This window comes from Xenorhabdus griffiniae (assembly GCF_015163655.1).
GTDB classification, from domain to species: Bacteria; Pseudomonadota; Gammaproteobacteria; order Enterobacterales; family Enterobacteriaceae; genus Xenorhabdus; species Xenorhabdus griffiniae.
This window is the reverse complement of record NZ_JADEUF010000001.1, coordinates 99685-126339: the sequence shown is the minus strand read 5'-3', so window position 1 is coordinate 126339 and position 26655 is coordinate 99685. Positions and strand designations below refer to the sequence as shown.

Genomic DNA, 26655 nt, shown 5'->3' with positions numbered 1-26655 from the left:
ATTATGGCTTCAAGAGGCGTTAACAAAGTTATTTTGATAGGAAACCTGGGAGCAGATCCAGAAATCCGTTATATGCCAAATAATAACGGGGTAGTGGCAAACATTACTCTGGCGACATCTGAGAGTTGGCGAGATAAACAATCTGGTGAAATAAGAGAGAAAACGGAATGGCATCGTGTGGTGATCTTCGGAAAGCTGGCTGAAGTTGCAGGTGAGTATCTCAGAAAAGGTTCACAAGTTTATATAGAAGGATCTTTGCAAACTCGAAAATGGCAAGATCAGAGCAGTCAAGATCGTTACACTACCGAAATTGTGGTAAGTACTGGTGGTAAAATGCAGATGTTGGGCAATCGTAGTGGGGCACAGGAGAATTGGGGGCAGCCACAAGTCTCTCAGCAATTCAGTGGTAGTGCTCCATCTTGTTCGGCTCAATCACCTATGCCACAGAACAATGAGCCGCCAATGGATTTCGATGATGATATTCCATTTTGACGGTGACTTGCGGACTCACGATAGAATAGTAATTTCCCCTGTTAGTTCGGGGGAAATTTTTATGCATTTTTTATTATTATTTTATATAATCAATATTGATTTATTAATTCGTGTTGTTGTATACTTAAACTATCAAGAACGGAAGGCCGTTTTTGATCACCTGGCAAAAGCCATTCTCATAGGAGTAAATTATGTCCCGTAAATCTATTATAGTTAATTTGGCTGTACAAAATGAGATACCTTCAATCCATTTCTGTAATCATTCTGTGTTAAGTGGAGCTAATAGCGACTTATGGGTTCCTGTAGGTAGTTATAGCGCTAATCCTATGGATCTGTTTAGGGCGGTTGGTCACTGTGATCTTTTTAGGGCCATTGAGGATATTATGAGTGCAAACTATTGCTGCCATAATGTTGTTAGTGTTCAGCAGATTTTGCAATTAATGCCAAACTGTATAGATTTCAAAGTAGTATATAATTTTTGATAACGTCTTGTTGCAGTGGAAGGCCACTGCAACATATTTCGCGGCAGCACTTCTCACAGGAGAAACATATTATGTTGGAAAATAAAAAATATACTTGGAATATTCCTGCCATTCGTTCATTTCAGGCTAGTGAAATACAATATTCATTAGTTATTCCTATGAGGCAACTAAAACGTTTGCTTGCTTTTGATAATAGTCAGCACGTAATGTCACGTTCTCAAAGAGAATTAAATAAAAATCGAGCTAAAAAAATATCTCAGTATTTGATTAAATCTTTTGATAATAAAATCCCTTATATTCTTCCTCCTCTTGTTGGTAATATTGACAGTGATATTGAATTTGACGAAGTGGGAAATGATACACGTATTGGAATTTTAAAAATTCCAATGGATGCCGATATTACTCTATTTGATGGGCAACATAGGGCGTATGGAATTATTGAATTTTGCAAACAGAGAGATGTTAATGATTATATTTCAATAACACTTACTGAAAATTTAGATCTTGAAACACGACAACAATTTTTTTCAGATATTAATAGTAATGCGTCAAAACCTTCAGCTGCAATTAATCTTGCGTATAATAATCGTGAGGATTACAGCCATTTAACCCGATATTGGATAAAAGAAATTAAAGCTGTTTCTGAGTGGGTTGATTATGAACATAACGTTATTCCTAGCAAAAGCAATATGCTAATTAGCTTCAAAGCATTATATGATGCTACTAAACGTATATTTTGTGTACCTACTGAAGACATTTTATCAGAAACTATTAAAACTCAAGCTGTTGCAATATGGAGTTCTTGGGCCTACCTGACTGGTTTGACTGAGGGACATAGTAAAGTTCACAGCTTAGATTACCGAAAAGGACACATAACATTTCATGGTGTATTAGTTAATGCGTTTTCCTTTGCTGTATGTGAGCTGTTGAAGGAGGAGAAGTGTATTGAAGATGTTATTGTTAAAATCAATGGGGTCGCATGTATAATGAATGAGACTAAACGTGATGCATTTTTTCGTATTGAAAATTGGAAAGGTATTTGTGTTGACCCTGAGCGTGGAACAATCAGAGCTGATCTAAAGTCGCAACGTGCAGCGGGGAGTCATTTATTAAGTTTTATCAATTGCAATATTGGTTGCTGATTAACTAAGTTCATATGACTGGCAGGAACGTAAATGTGCCTACCAGTCAGAACCTGGTAAGAAGACTAGTCGACAGTTAAAAAACAAGGTTGAATTATGATAAATCAAACTCCACTAATTACAATGTCCAGATCGTTTCGGGCTAAGGTTGTTAAAATTTGGATTATGGGGACGGACTTATCTGCTGCCCAGGGAGCTATGCGATTAACTGAAGTTGCTGTTACAAATGGTTTTATCAGACGTGATAAATCAGTATTGGGTACAACTCTAACATCATGGAATATAGGAAAAGTCGAAACTCCATTATGGGCGGCTAAAGCAGCATTGTCAATGTTACTTGAGTCCGAATGGATGCCTTCAAACGATGAAGAGTGGGCAGGTTTCGCAACTCTATTTTTAACAATGAATAAATCAACACAGCTAGCAGACTTACTTATGCTGCTGCCTCAGCGTCTTGCTTCTCATGTTGCGGTTACAGGGTGGTTATGTGCTGCAATTGAGGAAATGGAACGTTTTAACGTTGTCAAATGGTATGAGAAGAAATTAGGTAAGTTTGCATGAGATTTAGCTTTTCAGAGATTGGTGAAATTTTTTCCCACACGGGCAGAAAGGGAACTGCTATAGCGGTACTTTTTTATATGCTTGATAAATGTGATGATGATGGTAGTGTGAACTTGGTTAGCATTGATGAATTAGCCAATGTAACTAAAGCTACAAAGGAAAATTTGTCAAGTTTATGTAGTCGTTTAAGTAAAGTTGGTATTTTAATGACTAAGCATATAACGCCGGATGGAACTATATATCATGAGAGAAAAAGCCGTTTAAATACCAAATCAAATTATCAATTATCGGAAGATGTTCTCCTTTTGTTTAGAAGATATTGAATAGGTGAATGAATATGAAAGAATCTGATTATACTAATTTTACAATAATCACTGAGCAATTGTTAATGGAACAATTTACAAAAGCTAAAGCTAAAGCTAAAGCTAATGCTAATGCTAAAGCTAATAAAAGATTTGCCGAAGAGCATTATCTCATAGCTACAGGAATATTTACTCTATGGAATAAAATTGCGTTTAAACTATGCTCACAAACACAAACACAAACACATTTTGATGACCATAGTAAGCTTTGTGATATTTTGCAAGAATTTCTTTATTTTGTTTATAGAGGTGACAAAACAGAATAGTAAAAAAATAGAAGACAGCCTGCTAAAAGACGGCTTGGCAGGGTGAAGGGGGATCGGCGGATTGACAATGATGTCTCCAGTAGCATTGAGGTGCGCCGAATCTTACACAAACGGGAGCATGTAGTGGTTGAAACGGGCGATCATTTTTTCAATCCGAGGCTGTCGCCATTCCTGAAATTCTTTTAATTTCTCTGCTGCTATCACCGCCTCAACCGAGAACACCTTGTATTTACCCTGTTTTTGGGGCTGACCCAGCCAACGCTTAATCGCGCCGTCAGTCCACAAACGATCTTGTTTAAGTCGGGTGATAGTGATCCATTTTTTTGACCATGCTTCAAACTGTTCGTTTCTGATAACGCAGTTCTTCCTGCTCACGCAACCAGTCTCTGTCTACGGCAAATCTTCGATATCCATAAAAATATCCTGGTACTTTGCTCATGAACTATGACCCTATTAAAAATAAATTAAGCAATGATTATTGTTTTTGGTTCAAATAGCTGCTGTCATGTTACAACAAAAAACAGCTTCCGTTGTACTGGTTAGAACGGACAAAAACGAGGATCTGGACACATGGCAAAACTTTAAAAGTGAGCAATCAGTACCAAATATTTCTATTATGTCCTGTTATGGTAGCAATATTCACAAAGAAATAGATTAACAATGATGCTAGCAAAAATGGAGTATGAGCTAAATATTTTATTGGAAGGTTATGGCGAACAATTTGAAATTAATTTTTTTGTGTGATTTTTTTTATTTTTTTCAGATAGAGTTGTTTGTTGAATTTAATCCCATTCCTAAGCAAAGTTAGGCATATTTTATATAGGAACAGGATAAAGGATCATGAAAAAACTATCCCTAATGTTATTAATTCCGTTTACTCTGACGGCTTGTGTAAAGCAACAAACTGCTACCGTGGCACCTCCGGCTACTTCCTTAGATAACGTATCCTCTGAATTTCCTGATATTTACCAATCCTCTCCCGAAGTAGTTCGCTATGATCGTTATTTGTTAGTTGATACCTCCCCAGAAATAGCACAACGTTATCCGCTAAAACAAGTGGTTCAATTGAGGATGCCAAACTCACTAAAACCGACTGTTACTGTTGGTGAGGCAATGCGTTATGCTTTACGACAATCAGGGTATCGCTTGTGTAGTGTAAGTGGGCAAGTTAACACGCTTTATCAACAATCTTTGCCAGCTCCCCATTATCAATTAGGACCAGTGCAATTGAATGTTGCATTGCAACTGTTGGCTGGAGCTGCTTGGAAATTAGACGTAGATGATGTTCAGCGTGTTGTATGTCACAGTTTAAGACCCAAATATCAATGGCAAGTAGCCGATACTGCACCATCTAATTCTACTCCTTTAGTTGATATTAAACAGACTTTTGAAAAAAGAGAAAATAAAGGGGGATGGTTAGAAAAATGAGTATTCCAATAAAGAAAACCATTTTATGCTTGGTATTAGTTTTATTTGTTGTTTTTATTGTGTTGATGTTTGTTAAAAAAGATTCAAATATGAATGGAAAAATGTCTGAGGTTGATGTCCGCCTTAAATCTTTAGAGTTAAATCAGCAGAAATTGATCAATGAAGGTGAATTTTCTCAGTTTAAGAAACAGTGGGAGAATCAACTTTTGGCTTTGGAAGAGCGTATTAATAAACAAAGCAAAACACTCTCATTTTTAAGCGAAAAAATAGAAGAGGTTAATTCTCGTTCCAAAAATTGGGAGGTCCGTTTTCAGGAAATGGAAAGTTTGTTGTCTTTATTGGAGAGTAGTCAGAAAAAATATGAAAAACAATTAGAAGTTTTGAAAGAGAAGTTATCTGGTATTTCAGAGGCCAAAAAAACAATAAGACCTGTTTATAAAAGTACCAGTGATAAACCTCGCCAATTATCTCAGTCACAGGTGCCCTTTACTTTTTCTGGCATCGAGTACAGAGGTGGAAACGCATTTGCTGTTGTTGTTCCTAATAATGTTACGTCCCTGTCACAGCTCCAGTTAATTGATATTGGTGAAGAAGTTCAAGGCTGGAAATTGATTCATATGTCTGGTGAAAGTGCTAAATTTACTTCGAAAGGACGTTCACTAATACTACCTGCTAAATAAGGTAACCACATGAAAATGAAAAATATTGCACTAACGGTTTTCCTATTAGGGATTGTTCCTTGTGCAGTGGCAGAGAAAAATGATTCTGTATCAACGTCTACGGAGAACGTCCTGAAAGAAGTGTTGAGCCAATTAAAATCACAGAACGTCGGAAAAGATTGGGGACTCAATACAGAAGATTACACTCGTTATCAGGGAATAATGAAAGGTCGTAGGGGAATTCAATCACCAGGGTTAGATCCGATAACTGTTTTAGGCATTGAAGCACAAAGCGATGCAGAACGTAAGCGTTTGGCTGAGCTATGGGTTCAGCAAGAATATCTGCGTGTTGAAAAAGAACTGCGCTTTCAACGTGAAGTGGATGCTGCTTGGAAACGTTTATACCCTAGCATTTTGCCTGTTAATTTAGGAAGCCCTGCGGGTATTGCGAATGATACACAAGGAAGATTAGCGCTATTTGTTCGTATAGATGATTGTACACAATGTGATGCTCGGTTAGCTGCTATTCTAGCAGAGAGGCGCCCTGTTGATATTTATGTTGTTGATAGCAGAGGTGACGATAGCCGTATTCGAGAATGGGCGAATGCAAAAAAAATTCCTATTGAACGAGTGAAAGCAAAAGAAATTACATTAAATCATGATGAAGGGCGTTGGATGAAATACGGCGAAATGCGAATGCCAATTGTTTTACAGCAAAATTCTAATGGTGGCTGGCAAGTCGCAGCATTTTAATGAGGGAATATTATGAAACACCTATGGTTCTATGGGGTGTTGTTTATATCCTCGTGCTGCACGGCAAATCAGCAGGAAGTACCCCTAGGCTATCGCCAAGTAGCTCAGACTGAAGGAGTACCACCCGAAATGTTGTATTCACTGGCTTTAGCTGAGTCTTCTTACAAATTACCTCAAGGAGTGAGGCCATGGCCATGGACGATTAATGTAGCAGGTAAGGGGTATCGCTATGAAACCCGTTTAGCAGCATGGCAAGCATTAAAAACTTTTTCTAAAACACACTCTATGAAAAGAATTGATATTGGAATTGCACAAGTTAATTGGGGTTGGAATGGACACCATTTTTCTTCTACATGGGAAGCATTTGATCCTTATACCAACCTCCATGTAGCAGCCCGTATATTACGTTTTTGTTATGAACTTAATCCAGGAAGCTGGGTAGAAGCGGCTGGTTGTTATCACCATCCTAAAGGTGGCGCCCCAGCTGATAGGTATAAGTCTGGGGTGAAGAAAAAATTATCTTCATTAGCTCCGGTAATGGCCGAAGTGGTATGGATCGAACCAAAGGTAACACAATGAAACTTAAATTAATTTCTGCTTTATTACTGTATGCAATAAGTTTCACAGCCTTATCAGAGTTGGAAGTAGTTGCTGATTTTGGAGGGGACAGTACTTCCTATTATTTTGATGCGATAAATAATGAACTAAATGAATGGAGCGAGTCACCCCTTAATAAGGCTGTTCCAGAATTACCGTCATTTGAGATGGTTTTGCCAATAAAAACACCTGAAATGGTTCCTGGGATAGTACAAAATCGGCTTTTAAATTTACCAGGAATAGGAGCATTATTTCTGGTTGGTGATGATGAACTATCTCTAACTTGGTTGAGCCAGAATGCTGATAAATTACAGGCATTAAATGCGGTGGGGATGGTAGTCAACGTTGATAACGCTGATTCTTTTTATAAGTTAAAACACCTTTATAAAGAAGGTGTAATTTCCCCTATATCCGGTAGTGATTTAGCCATTCGATTGCAACTAACACATTACCCTGTATTGATCACTGAAACGGGGCTAACTCAGCAGGTTCCATAATGATTCCGACTCCTTTACATGCGGCGGTGGTTGAAAACTCGTTGTTTTTCTTATTGCTGGGTATTTTATTTATTTGTGTTGTTTTGATTATTAACCATGTTACTGAACATTTTTTTTCTAAAAAATCAACCAGACATCGTAGCTATTATAAAACAGCAGAGAAGGTTTTGAAAAAGCTACCAAGTCTTAGAAATGACGGAAGTCGATTAAAGTATTTACGACAAATTAATCCTTATGTATTTGAAGAGTTGTTATTACTGGCATTTAAGAAGCAGGGTTTTAAAGTTAAGCGTAATAAAAGCTATAGCGGAGGTGGAGAAATAGATGGGAAAGTTTGGATAAAAGGCAAGTGCTTTCTTATTCAAGCTAAAAGATATAGTCAGGCGATTAATCCTAAACACATTGAAGAATTCGGCGAAATTTTGCAACAAATGAACTGTGGAGGCTTATTTATTCATGCAGGGAGAACTGGGGGAAAAAGTATTTATTACAGCATTAATTACCCAATCTATATTATCAGTGGAAAGCGGTTGTTAAATTTACTGTCTGGGGATTTCATTTTATGAGTGATCGTTATGTTATTGAGGCACTATTACGTCCGGCCGTCGAATTTAATTCAGCTATTGCAGCGATGGGGGCTGCTTATGTTTGTGTAGTTGCTCCCTGGGCTGTGGCGCTGGCTCCGTCAGTTAGTTATGTAACAGCAGGAGCATTTGCCTGTTTTGCTACTATCCGTGCCCATCAAGGATGGCGAGTTTTACGCTATAGGTGTAACTTACGCAGGTTACCGCTATATATTATGTCATCAAACCAAATCCCAATTAGTAATCAAAGACTGTTTTTAGGTAAGGGCTTTATATGGCTACAAAAACACACACAGAGGTTATTAGAGACACAGCGCCCTGAAGTTGAACATTACATTCAACCGCCGAAACATTACCAATTAGCACGAAAATTTGAACAACGTTTCGAATTTCGTTACCCGCGTATTTGTCGCTTATTACAGTCGGATAGCATACTTAACCCGGTTCGCCCATTACCGCCAGTCGGTGGTAATCCGGTTTTACACGGTATAGAACCAGATGAAACTAATGTTTCTATGGATTTACGCGAACGTGTAGGCCATGCTTTGATATTGGGGACGACTCGTGTTGGTAAAACAAGACTAGCAGAGTTGTTGATTACACAAGATATTAGACGTGGCAATGTTACTATTGTATTCGATCCAAAAGGAGACGCGGATCTTTTAAAACGTGTATGGGCTGAAGCTCACCGTGCTGGGCGCAGTGAAGAACTTTATATTTTTCATTTGGGTTGGCCTGATATTAGCGCCCGTTACAATGCCGTAGGGCGATTTGGACGTGTTTCAGAGGTAGCAAGTAGGGTTGCGGGGCAGTTATCAGGGGAAGGTAACAGTGCGGCGTTTCGTGCATTTGCATGGAGATTTGTGAATATTGTTGCTAGGGCACTGGTTGCACTAGGACAACGCCCTGATTACGGATTGATTTTGCGTTATGTCACTAACATTGGCGAACTTTATCAAACTTATTCATTAAAAATCATTGAAGAAAGATTGCCTGCTTTGTTTGCGCAAATAGAAAATGCGAAGAATGTATTGACAGAAAATGATATTCCTCGCCACATGCAGAGTGATCCAACTGGTGTAGCTATCTGGGCTATTGAATTGGCCTTAACTTCAGAAGAGGGAAAAAAATTATATGATCCCATTCTGGACGGTTTACGCAGTGCTATACGCTATGACCGTACTTATTTTGATAAGATCGTAGCTTCTCTTCTGCCTTTGCTAGAAAAGCTAACAACGGGAAAAACTGCTGCACTTTTATCACCAGATTATGATGATATGAGTGATCCTCGTCCAATGTTTGATTGGCAACAGGTTATCAGAAAACAAGGCATCGTTTATATCGGGCTTGATGCTTTGTCTGATGCTGAAGTGGCGGCGGCAGTAGGCAATTCAATGTTTGCGGATCTTGTCTCATATGCTGGGCACATATATAAATTTGGAGTACATGACGGTTTACCCGACGGCGATAAGATAAAAAAATTACCTATTAGCTTACATTGTGACGAATTCAACGAATTAATGGGCGATGAGTTTATTCCATTATTGAATAAAAGCGGTGGTGCTGGTATTGAGGTTACAGCATATACACAAACATGGTCTGATATAGAAGCCCGCCTTGGGAACGCGGCAAAATCAGCTCAGGTAACTGGGAACTTCAATACACTAATCATGTTGCGAGTCAGGGAAAAGGCCACGGCTGAATTGCTTACTGAGCAGTTGCCAGAAGTTGATGTATACACTAAGACATTGGTATCAGGTATTACTGATATTTCTAATCCAGGGCAAGGAAGCGATTTTACATCTAATACACAAGATAGGGTGAGTATGGTGGCTAAACCCGTATTAACTCCAGCCGATATCATCAGGTTACCGAAAGGGCAAGCGTTCGCATTATTGGAGGGGGGAAAATTATGGAAAATTAGAATGCCTCTTCCTGATGGTAAAGATGATGTATTAATGCCGGAGAACCTGAAAAAGATAGAAGAGTATATGCGTAAGAATTATCGCACAGGTGATTCTTGGTGGTCTGCAAGTGGAATATCTAATGATATGCAGGAAGAAGTAACCATTCAGTTATCAGAAGATGATGAAGGAGAGGGAAATGGCTCAGCATCAACAGGTAAAGCCTAGTGTTTCAGAATCTTCCCGCCCAGTAAAGGAACCAGGTGTATTTGCTAAAGTGCTATGGCACTTTCCTCTGAATCTGATTGGCATGCTGCTAGCATCATTACTCTTTAGCTGCATTATTGAGTGGATAGGAATCGCTTTTTTTTGGTCAGAACAAGGCGCTGAACATAGTCGGCAAGTTATGCTAACTGAAGGTGGGTATTTATCATCAGAGTTTACTCGTAGCTTATTCATGTCTTCCCCCTCACAAACTCTTAGCTACGGTATTGAGTCTGTTTATACATGGCTATTTGTAGATAGTGGAATTATGGCTTGGTTCCAAAGCGTTTACCAGGAACAAGCAACAAGCAATAATGGAATCGTTAGGGAGTTAACCGGTTGGAGCCAAAAGGCATTTGAAATACTTAAATCTTATCTTCTGGCATCAGTTTTTGTTACCGTCACTTTCCTGATTAGAGTCACCATCTTAGTTTTGTCCATTCCTTTGTTTATTCTGGTACTTTTAGTTGCTATGGTTGAAGGGCTGGGTCGGCGGGATCTACGGCGTTACGGGGCGGGGTATGAATCGAGTTTTGTTTATCATCACGCTAAGCGTTTTGTGAAACCTGCTTTTTATGTGCCATGTATGACTTATCTGTCCTGGCCTTCTGCGGTATATCCCAATTTATTGCTGTTACCAGCCGCAATTTTGTTAGGGACGGCGGTTACAGTGATGACGGCATCATTTAAAAAGTATTTGTAGTTAGATCGAGCTGGACTCAGGCAGGTAAAACTTGTTTTTGCCTGCCTGAGTCAGCAGACAAGCCGTTAGGCGCGTCAGTTCTTTTACTCTTTTATACCGTGTTTCCCCCCGAAACAAAATTGTCATTAGTGATAAAACGTTTGTTGCATTTTTGGTATACCATAGCTAAATTCATCATGTTGGCTATACCATCAATCATCATCGGTCTTTTAAAGATGATTTCCTCGTACTGTTCAACACTTAATAATGGTAAATCAGATAGTCGTGGGTTATCTAGATTAGTGGGTTGTTGGTGATATGCTTTTTTACTGATACAATAACTATGTGGCATTTTTAGTCTCCATAATAAAATATGGTTTTATCATTACGGCGGGGGTGCATCCCCGCCGTCTCTTTTATTATGTCACTCAATGATGTTTACTGTAATTTCTGATTCTGGAAATTTTACCTTTTGAAGGACTAGTACGATGCTATCTGTTATCCAATCCTTTAGTTGTTCAACGCTAAAAAAATTAGGTCTTATTTCAAGGTATTTTTCGGCTTCCTCTCTGGTTACATCAATTTGATTTTGATTTAGATACAGCTCAGTGATGTTCACTGTAATCCCGGATTCTGGAAACTTTATTTTTTGAAGATTTAATGCAACGATATCTGTCACCCAATCTCTTAACTGTTCAATATTAAAAAATTCTGGTTTTACTTTAAGGTATTTTTCAGCTTCTTTTTTATTTATATTAAATGTGGTATTCATCATTTTTCTGTCCTATTTATTTTCCTGGATAGCTGTACAGTGGGATAACTTTGCAGCAATATCCTGGTGATAAGTTATAAGTTTCAGCCGCTTTATTTGCCAATTGTTCACATGTTCTATATGCAAGAACTTCGCTATATTTTTCATCAAATACCATGTAGGCTACAGGTTTGGTTTTTTGGAACTCAGCTAATTTCTCGATACTTATTTTACCCCCCTATTAAGATCTAGCTATACCTATTTTGCAGTTACATTGATTACAATATGCTATTTTTTCTTGTGTTGTTTTAATGGTGTCCCAAATCTTAGTGTTATCTAAATATTCCCCATCAAAATTAAAATGGTCTGATGAGTGTCGAACTATTTTTACTAACACATAAAAACCCGCTGTACTTTCACACTTAGGACAATTTTTTAAATTTCCTTTTATTTTCATTTTATTCACGGTTTTTAAAATCATTTGCTCTTCGTCAGTCACCCACGGACATGACGTCCCTTTGCCCGCCAAAAGCTGGTGTATCTAAATCAGTCAGGCAGGCAACCTATCGAAACATTTAACCAACTCCATAAGCCCTCCTGTTATTCATCCACAGCATCGAATTGAATTTCTCCTAATTCGTCATTGTCCTCAATGCGGTCAGCGTGCGTATCAAAACCATATTTATATACTATTCCAGCTAACTCACTATCAATTTCACTGTTCCGCTTATTAGAATCCAATAGCTCCCAATATTTATCGTAGTCAGTTACATCCATTTCGACGATTTTTCTAAAATGAACGCGAGCTTCCGCTGAAATTACTACTTTTATTTTCTCACTCATTATTGTTTTTCCTATATTCAGGTAATAAAAAACCTCCGTATTATGCAGCCATCTAATGATGCGTAATAATTAAAATTGCTACATTTTTACTTAGGCGGTTAACGGAAATATTGCTTTGATTAGTTTTCAATACTCCTTTTAATGTTTGAGGGTTTACTGCTTTTATTGTTTCTTTATTCTCAATAAAGCAACGCACTTCAGCTTTTTCATCTTTGGTATGCACTACACAAGGAGGGGACACAATTTCACCTGAAAATTGAACAGTGCCAGAATTAGCTAATACTGAATTTACTAATAAAGATGAAATGAGTGCAGCCTTAAAAGCTGCTAATTTAAATAGCCTAGTTTTCATAAGTTATTCACCTTACTGTTGTTCGGTTTTTTATTTAATAACATGAAACTACACGATGAGCCGTATGGGGGTACAACTCATCATTTCACTACTTGTTTTTTTTCTATAAAAACTCCCTAAAGTAATTTATTTTTAATTGTTATTGTTTAGTGGCTTTATTAAATCCCTGCGCCAAGAATACAATTTATGATCTTTTGTTACTATAAAACCTTGTTTAATCCATTGGCTAACTTGTTGGGGTGATACCCCCTGTTTACGTGCGAACTCTGCTTTTACTCCTTGGTAATAAACTTTTATATAATCTTCTAGGCTATAAACTTCCATAATGTACTCTTTTGATGAACATTTTAGTTCAGCTAATTTATAATACAGTCTACATAATATCAAAATATTCAATGAATAGACTGCATTTTTGTACCTGTTGCTATCTCCTATAGTTAGTTTTCTTTATCATGCAAAACACATGATAAAGTAAAAAACATGATAAAGCAAAATGCTTTATTCTAAAATGTCAAAAAAACCATGATTTTTTTGACATGCTTCAAACTTTTTTAGTTTGGGACTTCTTCTTCAGGAAAAATGTCAAAAAACCTGTAAAATTATCTATGTCTAATAAAGGTGTATAACTAAGAGGAAAGTATGCGTATAGGGTACGCTCGGAAGTCAACAGTAGAACAGGATTTGGCGCATCAAATTGATGCGTTATATGAAGCAGGCTGTGAACAAGTATATCAAGAACAGGTTTCGCGAGGTGGTGAACGTAGGCGAAAATCGGGAACCCCTGAACTAGATAACTGCCTAAGAGCATTACGCACTGGTGATACACTGGTAGTTTGGGCATTAGATCGGTTAGGGGGAAGCTTACGCGATTTAGTCAACTTAATGGAAGATTTGCAATTACGTGAAATTAATTTTGAAAGCCTGAAAGAGAACATTGATACCAGTTCATTTGCTGGCGAGTTATATTTACAATTGATAGCTATTTTTTCTAATTTTGAGCACAATCGTAACAGAGAACGGACTCTATCAGGTTTAGCCGCTGCGCGAGCAAGAGGAAGAATTGGAGGAAGACCACCTTCCTTGTCAGCGGATCAAATCAAAGAAATCGATGTATTAGTTGCATCAGAAGTATTTACGATAGGTGACATAGCTAGGCGGTACGATGTGAGTAGGCAGACTATATACAATAGGCATAAAAAGTTAGCTACTAAATAAGTACAAATGAATTACATTTACGCTATAGCTCTTGCGGCGGGAGGATTATTGTGGCCGTATCATTAGTAGATAAAAAAACCAACCAATTAACAATAGGACTACCAAACGGTGTTTGGTATGAAATTCTGGATATCCAAGAAATGGAACAGTTCATTGATAATCGGCATTTTTGTGATTCCGCAGAAGGTAGCGCAGAAATAGCACGAAAAATTGCTGACTTAATTGAGGCATGTACGTTATTGGATAAATTGGGAAGTGGAAGGCTTATGCTTACACATCGGATTGATCTGAAAAACCTGATTATAGATTTCTTCCGTACCTGTGATGGATTTTATACTCGTTGATAACTTTATAAAAAATAAGAAAATCAATTACGTTACCTTGGTGAATTTGGCGATTTTCCCACTATAACTACCTCCGCTTATAACAATCACCGACCCATATTGAGTAAACGTAGCCTACTACCAGGCTACGTTTATTCTATGATAGAAAAATTCAATTTTTTATTTTTTCTAATAAGAGTTTATTGCTGAATTTATTTTTAAAAAATTTATCCTAAACGCAAAGGTAATTCGCTAAGAGGTTATGAATATGCGTTTGTTTTCTCCAGCACCAATTACGTTAATATTAACTCTAAGTTCTTTTTTTGCTAATTCTGCATGGGCGGCAGAAAAAGATGAGTTGGCATTAACGATGAAACAACTTAAACAAATCCAAGCGAGTCTTGAGCGTGCTAGAACTTTAGCAAATCAAGACGTCAGTCGTCGTTTTTATTTTGATTATTTAAAAGCCTCTAAAGACATTGAAATTATTCGCCAAGGAATTAGTAGGTATTTAGAACCGTCAAGAGCACAACCTATCATTCCTATTCAATCGCAATATCAAATTAGCGGTGACTACCGTAAGGAACAACGTTAATGGCGATGGATAGCGTCCAGGAACAAGCTTTTAAAGCGGGAAGCGGGGGAGGTATAGAGCCATTTTCACTTGAAATTTTTTGTATCGGTCTTTTAATTGCGCTTCTGTTTATATGGGCTGCATGGGGAATGGTGGATGTATATAAAGGTTGGGCTAATGAGAAAGTTCGTGAGGTTGTTCTAACTCAATTTTGTATCAGGGCAGTTTTTCTTATATTGATTTGTATTTGGATGTTTATTAATTAGTGAGAGAAAACTTTATGGAAATAAAAAAGGTACTTAACCGGGTTAAACAACGTTCTGTAACGTGGGCATTGATATTTTGGGGAGCAATGGGCGTTACTACGCCTGGTTTAGCAGCTTTGCCAAAAGTTGAGCCTCCAACATCAGGTAGTAAAGGTGGCTTTTTGGGAGATTTAACTGGATACTTTAATGATGGGATCGTTTTATTAGGGTTAGTTGTAACGGCAAGTGCATTTGTTGTTGTTGCTGGCGCAGCATTAAAGACATTTCAGGAAGTTCGTGATGAAAAAGCTGGATGGGGTAAATTTGCAGGTATTTTGGTAGTTGGTGTTATTTTGCTTGTGCTTGTTATCTGGCTTATTACAAAATCAGCAAGCGTTATTTTTTAATAGAGAAAAGATCGAAATGCAGACCATACAATTTATGCCGGATAGATTAAATTCTGAACCAGTTGTTTATCGGGGTCTTACTATGCCTGAATTGGGCTTGGCTGCATTGTTTGGCTCAGTTGTGGGTTTTGTAATTAGTTTATTTTTCGTTCCTTTAGTAGGTTGGGTAATTATCCCAACCTTCATTTTAATTATACCTTTATTAGTGGTTTTTTTTGGTGGAAGATATCTAACTCGCCTTAAAAGAGGAAAACCAGAAAACTATATTTATCGTCAATTAGCTTTGATTAAAAGGAAATGGGGAATGGGAGATGCTACTAACTTAATTGTCCATGATCAGGCATGGTCATTACGTCGAACAAAATAAAAGGAATGTAAATTATGAGTCAGTTTCGTCATGCCTTATTAAATCGTGATCAACATATTTTAACTTTACGTGTTATTTGTTGTGTGTTGATTTTACTCCTTTTCGTGGCATTTGGAGGGTGGTTCAGTGCCCCTCGTAACTTGACTATTCATAACCCTCCAGATTTACGGGCGGGGAGTACTCGCGCATGGTGGGAAATTCCTGATTCAACAGTATATGCTTTTACTTTTTATATTTTCCAACAAATTAATGCCTGGGCTAAGGATGGGGAGACGGATTTCCCTAAAAAAATTGAAATGCTATCACCTTATTTAACTCCATCATGTAAGGCTTTCTTTCAAAAAGAAGCACAATATCGTACTGATATTGGAGAGTTAAGAGATAGAGTTAGGGTTATATATGAAATTCCTGGTCGTGGATATAGTGAAAATAAAGTCTCTATTGTAAATAGAGATAATTGGATAGTTCAATTAGATGTTGTTGTTGATGAATATTATCATGCAGAGCCAGTTAAACGTGCAGTTGTACGTTACCCGATTAAAGTAACTCGTTGGGAAGGAGATCAAGAGTCGAACCCATTTGGATTGGCTTTAGATTGTTATGATGGAATACCGCAGCGTTTAGAAGCTATTTCTGAAGCCCAAGACGCTAAGAGGAATAAATAAATGAAATGTTACTCTTCATCGGCACTTCTGATTTTATCATTAATTTTACCTGCAATTTCATTAGTGGTGTCTACTACAGCGAATGCGGTAGAGCTTGTGAAGTGGGAGCGTATTCCGTTACCAGTTCACCTTAACGTTGGAGTGGAACGAATTATTTTTGTCGAAAAAAATGTTCGTGTCGGTTTTCCACCTGAGCTGAATGGTAAATTGCGTGTTCAAAGTACTGGCGGAACTGTGTATTTGAAAGCAGAGGGAGAATTTCAAACGACTCGTTTGCAATTACAAGATGTGCAAAACGGTGAAATTATTCTATTAGATGTAACTACTAAACCTAATAAAGGAACACTGGAACCAATTAGGCTTGTTTATTCAGGAGAAGTAACACAGCAGCGTTCTTCAAGAGATAACAATCAGAGTCCGAGTAATACCAATGCCCAAAATAAGAAAAAACAGAAGGCTTCCTATAGTGCTCCACTCCCAGCGCTACTAACACGCTATGCGGCACAGAATTTATATGCACCATTACGGACCGTTGAAGCTGTCCCTGGTGTCCAATCTATACCGTTATCGTTGTCTAAATGTATTACGACATTGTACCCAAGTGCTCGTATTCAAGTAATACCATTAGCTGGGTGGCGTGCTAATGGTGTAACTGTCGTTGCATTGAAACTCACTAACCTGACTACCGAAAAAGTCGTGCTTGATCCTCGTATGTTACAAGGTCAATTTCTGACAGCTACATTTCAGCATCAATGGTTAGGGCCAACTGGTACACCTGAAGATACAACAGCTTTGTATCTGGTGATGAAAGGAAAGCCAGAGAATTCCTTCATTGCTGAACCTGTTTTGTCGAAAAAAGTATCTAAAAATAAAACAAAAGGAGCCAGCGATGAAAGTTAAATCTAATACTTTAGTAAAAGTGCTAGTTCCATCTGTTTTGGTGGTTGCTATCCTCATCGGCATTAAGAGCTGTGGGGCAGATAAGCCAACATCATCTACAGAGAATATAGATCAGTCGCTGAAAAATTTAGATGCTGATGAACTGAAAGCATTGGGTATTGAAGGTGATACTCCAGAAGATACTTTACGTACGTTGGTTGGCACGTTGAAAAAAGTCCGTGATAAGCAAAATATTTTAGATGAACAGAATCAAAAATTAGTCGCAGAAAATGAACATTTACGGACAAAGAGCCAAGATATATCAGGCCAAATTAATGCTGCGGTTATTGAAGTTCGTGAAGAAGCTGATAGAAAGCAGCGAGCATTACAGACAGAACAGCAAACTTTAATGGCACGATTGGAAAATTTAGGGGACTCATTCAATTTAGGCAATAAATCTACAAATTCATCAAGTGATATTCCAATTGGTTTGGGATTAGACCAACAAAGAGAGTCTTCTGTGTCTTATAAAGGAGGTGTTCTTTGGGTAGACCCCCAGGACGCTCAACCAGTAGACCCAAGTAATAATACAAGTGGTTATCCAGCCAAACCCACTTATCCTATGTCATTTTTAGAAGACAATGAAATTACTCGTCAAAAAGCTGAATTAGATAGGACAGCTAAAAATCAAAGAACTATTGATGAGGGTGTTGAACCTGCTTATACATTACCAGAAAATTCTACACTAGTCGGAAGCCAAGCAATGACTGCATTACTCGGCAGGGTTCCAATAGATGGAAAAGTAACTGATCCATATCCATTCAAGGTGGTCGTTGGTAAAGATAATTTAACTGCTAATGGAATTGATTTACCAGATGTAGAAGGTGCTGTGATAAGTGGGACAGCTACCGGAGATTGGACACTTTCCTGTGTTCGTGGAGATATTACATCAATTACGTTTGTTTTTGCTGATGGAACTGTTCGCACTGTTCCACAGCCCAGCAACCGCACTGATGGCAGTAATAACAGTGGGCGCAATAATGGTGGTGCGATTGGTTGGCTTTCTGATGAGAGCGGTATTCCGTGTATCAGCGGTGAGCGCAAGACTAACGCGGGTACATATTTACCGACGCTGTTTGCTTTAACAGCAGCAGCCTCTGCCGGAGATGCTTTTTCGCAGAACCAATTTACAAATCAAACTAATAGTAGTGGCGGAATAACGTCAGCGCTTACAGGAGACGCAGGACAAGCAGCTTTAGGAAAAGCGATTGGCGGAGGTTTTAAGGATGTCGCTGACTGGGTGAAATCTCGTTATGGGCAAACGTTTGATGCCGTTTACGTTCCGCCAGGTAAAACAGTTGCTGTGCATATTACCCGTCAAATCCCGATTGATTATGAAGGCAAAGGGCGCAAGGTAAATTATGAATTCAGCTTAGCTGGTGATATGGAAAGTGAATTGGATTAAGGAGAAAACACATGAAATTAAAAACATTTACTGTTCTTTTCTTTGCCTCAACACTTCTAATGGGGTGCGTTACTTCTAAAGAGAAATTGATGCCTGCTGGCGAACATAACATGATAGAAATCTGGCAGGGTAAAGCTGGTATAAAGGCATCGAGTGGACAACTGATACAACAAGCTCGAAATACTCAGCTACGGCCTTTGGAGATGTATGGACAAGAAAATAAAATGATGCTGCCTGACACTTATTCTCGTACACAGGAAACTGAAATCAGTCAGCAATTCCCCCGCTTACCTAATCCAGATATGGTTATGTATGTTTTCCCTCACCTATCTCAAGGGAATTTACCCGTACCAGGGTATAGCACTGTATTTTCGTTTTACCAACAAGTGCAGTATGCAATGCCAGGTGAAAGGGTAGAAACGCTATGATGAAATTTTTCAGTAAAAAAGAAAAGCCATCAATAAAAATACAGCCAGTTCAAGATGATTCTAATATTGAAGAACGCCAGCCATTAAAACGACCAAAAAAAATGACGTTACCAGATGAGAAAAAACTTTATCACGCCAATCCATCAATTATTGATTACTTGCCATGGGCTGAATATCTAGATGATGAGCAATGTTTGTTATTGGATGACGGTATTTCAGTAGGAGCCGTATATGCAATAGAGCCAGCACCAACAGAAGGGCGACCAGAAAGTCGTCTGGAAGAAATAAGGGATACTGTTGAAGACGCGTTGCAGGATAGCCTTGAAGAGTATGATGAAAATCCTTGGATTGTTCAGTTTTTTTGCCAAGATGAAAGTAATGTAACAGCCTATTTGAATAGGCTACGCAATTATGTTCGCCCTGCGGCTCAAGGTACGAAATTTACTGAAGCGTGGTTGTGTGAAACTGAAAACCACTTACAGGGTATTGCACGTCCAGAGGGGCTTTTCGATGATACGTTAGTAACAGGGCAACCATGGCGCGGACAGCAACGCCGTACTCGTATGGTAATTTATCGTTGGTTAGGAAAAAATCCCCGCGACCCGATGCCACCAATAGGCATGTTGAACCAAACATGTGATCGTTTAAGCAGCGCCTTGGGAAATGCAGGTATTGTTTGTGTTCGTCAGAATGGTTATCAAATTCATGATTGGTTGCTGCGTCTTTTTAACCCAGAACCTGACTGGATAGATAAACAGGTACTGTATCGGGAGGGAGCATATTGGGGTAAGCAGGATGAAAAACCAAACAACCTAGAAGTACATAATGATTTCGCTGAAACATTGTGGTTTACCCCGCCCCGTTCAGATACTACGAACGGAGTCTGGTGGTTTGATAATAAAGCACATGGAGTAGTTAACGTCGAACGCCTGAGGAAAGCACCAAATCCTGGGCTTTTAACTGGAGAACAGCGGCGTGGAGATAGAAACATTAATACATTAATGGATCTATTTCCAGAAGGAACGGTTGTTTCTATTACTATAGTTGTGCAACCGCAAGATACATTGGAAGAAAAATTTACAAAACTAGCAAAAAATGCAGTTGGTGAGAATACTGAATCAGGGCGTGTCCGGGAAGATGTAAAGACAGTCAAAGAATATTTAGGAAGGCGCCATAAACTATACAGAGCTTCTTTGTCTTTTTTATTACGGGCAAATAATATTGAGGAGTTGAATCGTAAACGTATTGAAATTACATCCACCTTACTAACGGCTGGATTAGAACCGGTTAAACCAGAATATGATGTTGCACCGCTTAATGGGTATTTAAGAGCCTTGCCGATGTGTTTTAATCCACAACTCGATAAAAAGCATTGGTATACCCGTCTATCGTGGGTTCAACATTTATCTGGGTTGTTACCCATTACAGGGCGTTCAACTGGCACAGGAAACCCTGGGTTTTCCTTCTTTAACCGTGGTGGTGATGTTCTGACATTTGATCCGCAGAATAAAAATGATCGTTCGCAAAACGCTCATTTGTTGTTATTTGGCCCAACAGGTGCAGGAAAGTCTGCAACATTATGTTCTGTGTTATCACAGTTGGTAGCTGTGCATCGCCCCAGATTATTTATTGCTGAAGCTGGAAATAGCTTCGGTTTGCTGGCTGACTACTTTGAAAGTCTGGGACTTAGTGTTCATAAAATTAGTGTTAAGCCTGGCTCTAAAGTGAGCTTACCTCCATTTGCTGATGCGCATAAATTGCTACAAGCAGATATTGCTTCTTTGGAACTCGAAGATTTACCAGATATTAATGCTGATGAAGAAAATGAAGAACGCGATATTCTAGGGGAGATGGAGATTGCCGCCCGCATGATGATCACAGGAGGTGAACCCGACGAAGAAAAACGGTTAACCAGAGCGGACAGGGGAATGATCCGCGAAGCCATTTTATTGGCTGCGAAAAATACCTTTGAGCAAAAAAGGCAAATGCTTGCTGAAGATTTGCAAAGTGCTCTTAATGAAATTTCTAGTGATGTTAACCGTGATAACCGCCGTCGTGCCCGTGCTGCTGAGATGGCGGAAGCAATGAGCCTGTTTACCCAAGGATTTGAAGGCGAACTTTTTAATCAGCCTGGTGTTGCTTGGCCAGAAGCTGACATTACCTTGATTGACCTTGCTCATTTAGCTCGTGAAGGGTATGAAGCTGCGATGGCGTTAACAATGGTATCGTTAATTAATACTATTAATAATATTGCAGAACGAGATCAATATTTAGAACGCGATATTAATTTCGTCGTTGATGAAGCCCATATTCTTACTACCAATCCTTTGTTATCCCCATATATGACTAAGGTTGTAAAAATGTGGAGAAAATTAGGGGCTTGGTTATGGTTATCTACTCAAAACCTAGAAGACTACCCTAGTATTGCCGCTAAGATGCTCAATATGGCGGAATGGTGGGTCTGTCTCACCATGCCACAAAAAGAAATAGAGAATATCGCTCGATTTAAGACATTGAGTGAGGATCAAAAAGCTGTCTTACGTTCCGCCAGTAAACTCCCACGTTGTTATACTGAAGGAGTGGTATTGTCGAAAAAAGTCGAAGCACTATTTAGGGTTGTGCCGCCAAGCTTATTTTTGGCTCTGGGAATGACAGAAAAAGAAGAAAAGGCAGAACGTAGGGAATTAATGAAGAAACACAATTGCAGTGAACTGGAAGCCGCTTTTTTAGTTGCTGCAAAGTTGGATAAAGCTCGCGGTTTGCCATCTCGTGAATGTAGTGTTGGTGAGGTAATATCTGAATGTTAACTCTGAAATATCGTGTTCCCATGACTAGGTGTAAAGCTGATTCTGATATCAATTTATTTTCTGTCTTTGATTGTCAACCACAGTCATGCCCTTCTATATCTGAGGAAAACGTTCGCTCTTTGGGGCGTTTATTAACGGAAATACGGCGGAGATTGAAAAATGTATATTTGATGACTTGTCACCCGCATCGTATAGGAAAAAGTAATTGTATTTCAATTAACTTAGAAGATGGAAAAGGGCACGATGTTAACCTTTTGATAACTGTGTCCGGCGAACATTATTGGCCCAAGCCAGAAGAATACAAGCATCCTAGATGGTTTATTCATGTAGCAGATACAACAGATGCAATCTATTTGATCCTGTTGATCTATCAACGGATGAAAGAATAGCAAAGCGGTGAGTCGTACCCCCATACGACTCACCATGTAGCTTCATATCATTAAATTAAACAGTAAGGTGAACTAATTCTATGAAAACTACGCTATTTAAATTAGCAGTTTTTATGACTGTGATCGAGTGTTTTTGTTAATTATAGGAGTTTCAGAGGTCTACAAAAATGGCTATGGTGAATCGTACCCCCATACAGTTCATCATGGAATTATATATTTTAAATTAAACAGTAAGGTGAACTTGTTCTATGAAAAATAGAAGGACATTGCTTTCTATTTTGATCAGCTCTGCTATTTTTAGTGGTGAGATATTAGCTGTAGAGTGTGGTTCTGAAATAGAAAGAACGCACAATAATAATTGTGTGGTTGAAAAAGATTTGGATGGAACATTTATGGCGGGTTACTCCCGAAAAACTAAACTAAAAGGCATGAGTAATAATAATTTAATGATGCAGGAGGTCGTGTCAGATAAAAACTTCATATTGTATGGTGGAAATACTGTGGCAATGCATGGTGATAATGTCATTGGAAATAATAATGTGTTTATATCTAATGGCGAAATTGGAGAGCTAACTTCAGCGGGGGCTTATATCCATTCTGGAAACAGCCTGTACGCTAAAGAGAATAATGTGTTCTTAGATGGAGTGAAAATTAGAGGTAACGCTGATTTAACGGGAACATTTACTAAAGGAAGCGCTAATTCTACAATAGAAAATTCTGTTGTTTCGGTTAAAAACTCCCATCTAATGAACGAGGTTGAGATACGGGGGGCATATGGTGGAGAAAGTTCTAGAGACAATGCCTTTTTGAGGAATAATTTGATTGATATTGATCAATCACAATTTGATAAATATGCTCTATTTCTGGGTGGTTATGCTGCTAACATAAGTGGTGCAAGTTTAATTGATAATAAAATTAATATCAAAAATTCTATTTTTAATGGTTACGCCAGAATTTATGGGGCAATGAATTTAGCCAGTAAAGGTAATAATGAAAATAATTTAGTAAGCATTGAAAAATCAATTTTTAACAATTTAGTAGATATTACAGGTTTAATTTCAAGCATAACTCCTACTTATACCTCAGTTTTCGTGCATCTAAAAGATGTCATTTTTAACTCCAGCGTAAACATCTTAGGTATCAAAACATCTCACTCTCAGGACATAAATGGCGTGAACGTAACCGTGGATGGTCATATTGAGTTTAATGTTCCAGAGCGTTCAACAATTTTAGCTGGTCGAAACTTCGGTGATAGAGATAGGTTGACAGGAAATGTGTTTAATTTTAGAGCAGACCCACTGAAGTTGAAATCTGTATCAGGATTTGAAGTTTATAAATTTTTTCTAAATGAAAATGTAAAAGATGAAGATGTTTTACTCAACACAATTGATACTATCGATATGAATAAATCAACAGTAACAGTTGACGGTATTCATAAAGGCTCAAAGCTAGTAAATGGTGGCGGTATAGTTACGCTAATGAGTAATATAATAGGAGATGTAAAACTCGTTAATTCAGAGACAACATTAGGTACAGCGACTTTATTAACATTTGGGTTAGAAAAACAAAAAAAAGAAAATGGCAAAGAATCTATCATTGTTAACGTGATTCCACTTAAGCCGGAGCCAGAACCACAACCTGAGCCGAAGCCAGAACCACAACCTGAGCCGGAGCCAGAACCACAACCTGAGCCGGAGCTAGAACCACAGCCTGAGCCGGAGCAAAAACCTGAATCAAAATTAGGGTTAAATCCGCAAACAACAGCTTATTTGTTTGGGAGAAATGCTGGAATTTTAGTTGCTAATGATAGTTTGGTCACAAAAGTTAAATTAAAAGGTATGAACATAGAGCCTTTTGCGTTAATTGAATCAGGCAAGAATCGTTTTAATATAGGAAAAAAACTGAACCTAATAACAGCTAATCTTTTAGTTGGGAATGCTATTTATTCTGATAAAATAAATTCCTCACTAGGAGTATTTTTTGAGGCCGGAAATGCATCATACACTTCATACAATCAAAGCCGTTTACCAATAATTAAAGGAAAAGGAAATGTAAATTATCGAGGTACAGGATTATTAGTGCAAAGAAAAAATTTTGACGATCTGATAATCACAGGTTCATTGAGAGTTGGGAAATTAAATTATGATTTCAAATCACATGACTTCGGAGTAAATCAGAATATAATGAGTCAATATAATAGTGATTCATCATATTTTGGATCCCATGTCGGAATTAATAAAAAATTTAAGGCTAGTGGTAAAAAAAGTTTAACTGTTCATGGTGATTATCAGTATACGCATATTAATCATGATATGGTAAATATTAAAACTGCACTTGGTCATGAAAAAATCAAATTTGATGCAATTAATTCTCATCAAATGAAAGTAGGGGTGTTATTACATAATAAGATTACGGAAAATATTACTTTAAATACTGGAGTAGGCTACCAATATGAGTTTGATGGTAAATCAAAAGGAATTATTGAAGGAATGAAGGTTAGTGATTTATCTTCGAAAGGAGGTAGTGGGTTTGCATCAATTGGTGTCGATTTCGGCGAAAAATCTAATTTTAGCGGCGAATTTAAATTCACAGGTTATATAGGAGAAAAACAAGGTATTAACGGTTTGTTTAATGTTAGGTATCGATTCTGATAAGGATTTAATATCATGATAAATAAAGAATAATATGAAAAATATCTTAATAATTTGGTATGAAATGAATAGCTACCAAATTGAATAACTACAAATTAAGCAATGGGTATCTTTATTCATTGCTTATAACCAGTTGATTATTATTTATTTTTTTAATAAAAAATTATATTTATTGGATTATGAATTATTTACTGATTTTATTGGAAAGTTATTGCAATCTTGTTTCAACTTAATAGTTGAGGGCAATTCTAATGAAAATGCTGGTTGTTTTTATCGTAATAGCTTTGACATCAATAGCTCAAGCGTCAACTGTCATTTACACCGATCATGAAAACCCACCAAGTAGAAACGACTTTAGAAACGATATTCAAGTTGTTTGGCTTGATGCTCCTGATATGTTTTCAGAAAACTGGTTTAACACTATGAATATTTCTGTAAATACAAGTAACTCTTCTTTAATAACTGAATTATTACAATCGCCAGAATGGAGGGAAAAAGAAAAGGATATGGTCATAGCATACCAGGGAGTTATCCGTGCTTGGGAATTGGGTATAAAAAAATACCCAGCCATTGTAATAGATGATCGCTATGTTGTGTATGGCAGTACTGATGCTACTCGTGCTCAAATCTTGGTAGATACATATCGTAGGAGGAATAATTAATGAAAAAATTGAAGCTCCTAGTGGCTTCTATGCTACTAGGAGCAATTAATATTCCGCTGGCTGCTGCTAGTATTAATAGTGCTAGTATCATAGCCAGCTCTATATCTCCATCGTGTATTAGTTGGCGAATAAAAGGTATCTGCTATTGGCTGTTCTGTACTCCCTGGGGGTGCAAAGTCAGAACTTCAGTAAAGGTAGAACACTTTATTCCAGAAGTTGTTGTATCCATATACAACTCACCAAGCGGAAATCCATGGGTAGAAATGTCTATGGTAAGTGGAGCCTCTGGAGGTTTGGAAAACGCTATTACAGGAGCATTGTCTGGTGTATCTGCGGGAGGTGGGCATAACGAACAGAAAACACCAAAGAGAAAAATTAATCTACATTTTAAATATGCCGATGCGATTGGCCATCCTGGTTCATCTTTAATTGGAAAGAGCATTCCTGGGTATTCTTGTAGTGGTGCAGCAACGCCGTTATACCCTTATTTTCTTAGCACGCTAGATAGCTTTCCGTGGCGTTCGGGTATCCCTGAAACTTTCTACCCTGAATCCGTCATTCTTGGTAAAAGGGAAATTGGTTCGCAATATACGGGAAATATGTGGGGAAATGTTTACCCTCGCAGCGGCTTTGTTACACAACAAGACGACTATAAAGCGGCTGCGGTTGTAGCTCAGCGTGTTGCCGATATCATAACTCGTACAGGCCAGTCCCATATTTATTCGCCTCTAAAAGCAAATAAAAAGCCTGGCTATTGGCCTCCTGATCCTGTGCAAGAAAATACTAAAAATCATAAGTGGCAGAAATTATCACCTCAACTTAGTAATAGCTGTGCTGTTTTTCCTGATAAAACTGGAACAGTTGCAGAAAATGGTAATTATGCTTGGGCACTTTGGCAACCATATAGTTGTTGTAAACGTCGTGGGCAAAAATTCCTGAGTAGTACTAATTTTTAAGGA

36 protein-coding genes are annotated in these 26655 nt (G+C 38.0%); 29 read left to right on the top strand and 7 right to left on the bottom strand.

The annotated features are described in order from the left end of the window. Window positions 1–3 precede the first annotated feature (3 nt). From IQ211_RS00695 to IQ211_RS00670, 6 genes are all read left to right on the top strand, one after another. Entirely contained in the window at window positions 4–492 is a 489-nt protein-coding gene (locus IQ211_RS00695) for a single-stranded DNA-binding protein (RefSeq protein ID WP_189757955.1), read from the top strand. A gap of 191 nt (window positions 493–683) precedes the next feature. After that, on the top strand, window positions 684–974 hold the full coding sequence (locus tag IQ211_RS00690; RefSeq protein ID WP_189757956.1) for a hypothetical protein: 291 nt from the start codon (window positions 684–686) through the stop codon (window positions 972–974). 71 nt (window positions 975–1045) lie between these two features. Then, the gene (locus tag IQ211_RS00685; RefSeq protein ID WP_189757957.1) at window positions 1046–2116 is read left to right on the top strand and encodes a DGQHR domain-containing protein; all 1071 of its coding nucleotides are present in this window, start codon (window positions 1046–1048) and stop codon (window positions 2114–2116) included. A 96-nt stretch (window positions 2117–2212) separates the two neighbouring features. Then, a complete protein-coding gene (locus IQ211_RS00680) occupies window positions 2213–2677 on the top strand; it encodes a hypothetical protein (RefSeq protein ID WP_189757958.1) in 465 nt (154 codons plus the stop codon). Then, window positions 2674–3000: a hypothetical protein gene (locus tag IQ211_RS00675; protein ID WP_189757959.1), complete on the top strand. Its 327-nt coding sequence runs from the start codon at window positions 2674–2676 to the stop codon at window positions 2998–3000. The genes IQ211_RS00680 and IQ211_RS00675 overlap by 4 nt, the downstream gene beginning before the upstream one ends. Window positions 3001–3014: 14 nt before the next feature. After that, window positions 3015–3305: a hypothetical protein gene (locus IQ211_RS00670; RefSeq protein WP_189757960.1), complete on the top strand. Its 291-nt coding sequence runs from the start codon at window positions 3015–3017 to the stop codon at window positions 3303–3305. A 102-nt stretch (window positions 3306–3407) separates the two neighbouring features. On the opposite strand, the gene IQ211_RS00665 is transcribed toward IQ211_RS00670, so the two are convergent. Next, entirely contained in the window at window positions 3408–3680 is a 273-nt protein-coding gene (locus IQ211_RS00665; RefSeq protein WP_399477578.1) for a hypothetical protein, read from the bottom strand. A gap of 465 nt (window positions 3681–4145) precedes the next feature. Between IQ211_RS00665 and pilL2 the strand changes: the two genes are divergently transcribed. Genes pilL2 through IQ211_RS00625 form a run of 8 tightly spaced genes read left to right on the top strand, consistent with a single transcriptional unit; the run spans window position 4146 to window position 10694 of the window. Next, window positions 4146–4733, top strand: coding sequence for a PFGI-1 class ICE element type IV pilus protein PilL2 (gene pilL2 / locus IQ211_RS00660; protein ID WP_189757961.1), 588 nt, complete (start codon window positions 4146–4148; stop codon window positions 4731–4733). Next, entirely contained in the window at window positions 4730–5413 is a 684-nt protein-coding gene (locus tag IQ211_RS00655) for a hypothetical protein (protein WP_189757962.1), read from the top strand. Before pilL2 ends, IQ211_RS00655 begins: the two co-directional genes overlap by 4 nt. Before the next feature lie 9 nt (window positions 5414–5422). Further along, window positions 5423–6145 (top strand): TIGR03759 family integrating conjugative element protein, encoded by a 723-nt coding sequence (locus IQ211_RS00650; RefSeq protein WP_189757963.1) that lies wholly within the window; start codon window positions 5423–5425, stop codon window positions 6143–6145. Window positions 6146–6157: 12 nt separating this feature from the next. Next, complete coding sequence (locus tag IQ211_RS00645; protein WP_189757964.1) at window positions 6158–6724, top strand: transglycosylase SLT domain-containing protein; 567 nt, start codon at window positions 6158–6160, stop codon at window positions 6722–6724. Continuing rightward, window positions 6721–7239 (top strand): integrating conjugative element protein, encoded by a 519-nt coding sequence (locus tag IQ211_RS00640; protein ID WP_189757965.1) that lies wholly within the window; start codon window positions 6721–6723, stop codon window positions 7237–7239. Before IQ211_RS00645 ends, IQ211_RS00640 begins: the two co-directional genes overlap by 4 nt. Further along, window positions 7239–7805, top strand: a complete 567-nt coding sequence (locus IQ211_RS00635) for a restriction endonuclease (RefSeq protein ID WP_189757966.1) — start codon at window positions 7239–7241, stop codon at window positions 7803–7805. The genes IQ211_RS00640 and IQ211_RS00635 overlap by 1 nt, the downstream gene beginning before the upstream one ends. Then, complete coding sequence (gene traD, locus IQ211_RS00630) at window positions 7802–9955, top strand: type IV conjugative transfer system coupling protein TraD (RefSeq protein ID WP_189757967.1); 2154 nt, start codon at window positions 7802–7804, stop codon at window positions 9953–9955. The genes IQ211_RS00635 and traD overlap by 4 nt, the downstream gene beginning before the upstream one ends. Beyond that, window positions 9927–10694 (top strand): TIGR03747 family integrating conjugative element membrane protein, encoded by a 768-nt coding sequence (locus IQ211_RS00625; protein ID WP_189757968.1) that lies wholly within the window; start codon window positions 9927–9929, stop codon window positions 10692–10694. The genes traD and IQ211_RS00625 overlap by 29 nt, the downstream gene beginning before the upstream one ends. A 91-nt stretch (window positions 10695–10785) precedes the next feature. Here the strand turns inward: IQ211_RS00625 and IQ211_RS00620 are convergent, their stop codons facing one another. The 6 genes from IQ211_RS00620 to IQ211_RS00595 all read right to left on the bottom strand — a co-directional run bounded on the left by IQ211_RS00620 (window position 10786) and on the right by IQ211_RS00595 (window position 12943). Next, on the bottom strand, window positions 10786–11025 hold the full coding sequence (locus IQ211_RS00620) for a hypothetical protein (protein ID WP_189757969.1): 240 nt from the start codon (window positions 11023–11025) through the stop codon (window positions 10786–10788). A gap of 72 nt (window positions 11026–11097) precedes the next feature. Beyond that, window positions 11098–11448 (bottom strand): hypothetical protein, encoded by a 351-nt coding sequence (locus IQ211_RS00615; protein ID WP_189757970.1) that lies wholly within the window; start codon window positions 11446–11448, stop codon window positions 11098–11100. Between the two features lie 217 nt (window positions 11449–11665). Then, window positions 11666–11923, bottom strand: a complete 258-nt coding sequence (locus IQ211_RS00610; protein WP_189757971.1) for a hypothetical protein — start codon at window positions 11921–11923, stop codon at window positions 11666–11668. 101 nt (window positions 11924–12024) lie between these two features. Further along, window positions 12025–12267 carry a hypothetical protein gene (locus IQ211_RS00605; RefSeq protein WP_189757972.1) on the bottom strand — a complete coding sequence of 81 codons (243 nt, stop codon included), beginning with the start codon at window positions 12265–12267 and terminating at the stop codon, window positions 12025–12027. 52 nt (window positions 12268–12319) lie between these two features. Next, window positions 12320–12619 (bottom strand): fimbrial protein, encoded by a 300-nt coding sequence (locus IQ211_RS00600; protein WP_189757973.1) that lies wholly within the window; start codon window positions 12617–12619, stop codon window positions 12320–12322. 132 nt (window positions 12620–12751) lie between these two features. Next, window positions 12752–12943 carry a hypothetical protein gene (locus IQ211_RS00595; RefSeq protein ID WP_189757974.1) on the bottom strand — a complete coding sequence of 64 codons (192 nt, stop codon included), beginning with the start codon at window positions 12941–12943 and terminating at the stop codon, window positions 12752–12754. 315 nt (window positions 12944–13258) lie between these two features. Here IQ211_RS00595 and IQ211_RS00590 point away from each other — a divergent pair, with 315 nt between their 5' ends. The 15 genes from IQ211_RS00590 (at window position 13259) to IQ211_RS00520 (ending at window position 26652) form a co-directional block, all read left to right on the top strand. Beyond that, the gene (locus IQ211_RS00590) at window positions 13259–13834 is read left to right on the top strand and encodes a recombinase family protein (RefSeq protein ID WP_189757975.1); all 576 of its coding nucleotides are present in this window, start codon (window positions 13259–13261) and stop codon (window positions 13832–13834) included. Between the two features lie 50 nt (window positions 13835–13884). Then, on the top strand, window positions 13885–14178 hold the full coding sequence (locus tag IQ211_RS00585; RefSeq protein WP_189757976.1) for a hypothetical protein: 294 nt from the start codon (window positions 13885–13887) through the stop codon (window positions 14176–14178). A 247-nt stretch (window positions 14179–14425) separates the two neighbouring features. Next, a complete protein-coding gene (locus tag IQ211_RS00580; RefSeq protein WP_189758074.1) occupies window positions 14426–14752 on the top strand; it encodes an integrative conjugative element protein, RAQPRD family in 327 nt (108 codons plus the stop codon). Continuing rightward, a complete protein-coding gene (locus tag IQ211_RS00575) occupies window positions 14752–14997 on the top strand; it encodes a TIGR03758 family integrating conjugative element protein (RefSeq protein ID WP_189757977.1) in 246 nt (81 codons plus the stop codon). The genes IQ211_RS00580 and IQ211_RS00575 overlap by 1 nt, the downstream gene beginning before the upstream one ends. 14 nt (window positions 14998–15011) lie before the next feature. After that, window positions 15012–15383 (top strand): TIGR03745 family integrating conjugative element membrane protein, encoded by a 372-nt coding sequence (locus IQ211_RS00570; RefSeq protein ID WP_189757978.1) that lies wholly within the window; start codon window positions 15012–15014, stop codon window positions 15381–15383. Between the two features lie 16 nt (window positions 15384–15399). Further along, on the top strand, window positions 15400–15750 hold the full coding sequence (locus IQ211_RS00565) for a TIGR03750 family conjugal transfer protein (RefSeq protein ID WP_189757979.1): 351 nt from the start codon (window positions 15400–15402) through the stop codon (window positions 15748–15750). A 14-nt stretch (window positions 15751–15764) separates the two neighbouring features. Next, window positions 15765–16415: a PFL_4703 family integrating conjugative element protein gene (locus tag IQ211_RS00560; protein ID WP_189757980.1), complete on the top strand. Its 651-nt coding sequence runs from the start codon at window positions 15765–15767 to the stop codon at window positions 16413–16415. Continuing rightward, window positions 16416–17315, top strand: a complete 900-nt coding sequence (locus tag IQ211_RS00555; protein WP_189757981.1) for a TIGR03749 family integrating conjugative element protein — start codon at window positions 16416–16418, stop codon at window positions 17313–17315. It abuts the gene before it with no gap. Continuing rightward, on the top strand, window positions 17305–18759 hold the full coding sequence (locus IQ211_RS00550; RefSeq protein WP_189757982.1) for a TIGR03752 family integrating conjugative element protein: 1455 nt from the start codon (window positions 17305–17307) through the stop codon (window positions 18757–18759). Before IQ211_RS00555 ends, IQ211_RS00550 begins: the two co-directional genes overlap by 11 nt. An 11-nt stretch (window positions 18760–18770) precedes the next feature. Further along, window positions 18771–19187, top strand: a complete 417-nt coding sequence (locus IQ211_RS00545; protein WP_189757983.1) for a TIGR03751 family conjugal transfer lipoprotein — start codon at window positions 18771–18773, stop codon at window positions 19185–19187. After that, on the top strand, window positions 19184–21994 hold the full coding sequence (locus IQ211_RS00540; protein ID WP_189757984.1) for a conjugative transfer ATPase: 2811 nt from the start codon (window positions 19184–19186) through the stop codon (window positions 21992–21994). The genes IQ211_RS00545 and IQ211_RS00540 overlap by 4 nt, the downstream gene beginning before the upstream one ends. After that, window positions 21988–22383, top strand: coding sequence for an acetyltransferase (locus IQ211_RS00535; RefSeq protein WP_189757985.1), 396 nt, complete (start codon window positions 21988–21990; stop codon window positions 22381–22383). The genes IQ211_RS00540 and IQ211_RS00535 overlap by 7 nt, the downstream gene beginning before the upstream one ends. Window positions 22384–22631: 248 nt before the next feature. After that, a complete protein-coding gene (locus IQ211_RS00530; RefSeq protein ID WP_193836308.1) occupies window positions 22632–25034 on the top strand; it encodes an autotransporter outer membrane beta-barrel domain-containing protein in 2403 nt (800 codons plus the stop codon). Window positions 25035–25285: 251 nt separating this feature from the next. Further along, a complete protein-coding gene (locus tag IQ211_RS00525; RefSeq protein ID WP_189757987.1) occupies window positions 25286–25696 on the top strand; it encodes a TIGR03757 family integrating conjugative element protein in 411 nt (136 codons plus the stop codon). Then, a complete protein-coding gene (locus IQ211_RS00520) occupies window positions 25696–26652 on the top strand; it encodes a TIGR03756 family integrating conjugative element protein (protein ID WP_189757988.1) in 957 nt (318 codons plus the stop codon). Before IQ211_RS00525 ends, IQ211_RS00520 begins: the two co-directional genes overlap by 1 nt. Window positions 26653–26655: the final 3 nt, after the last annotated feature.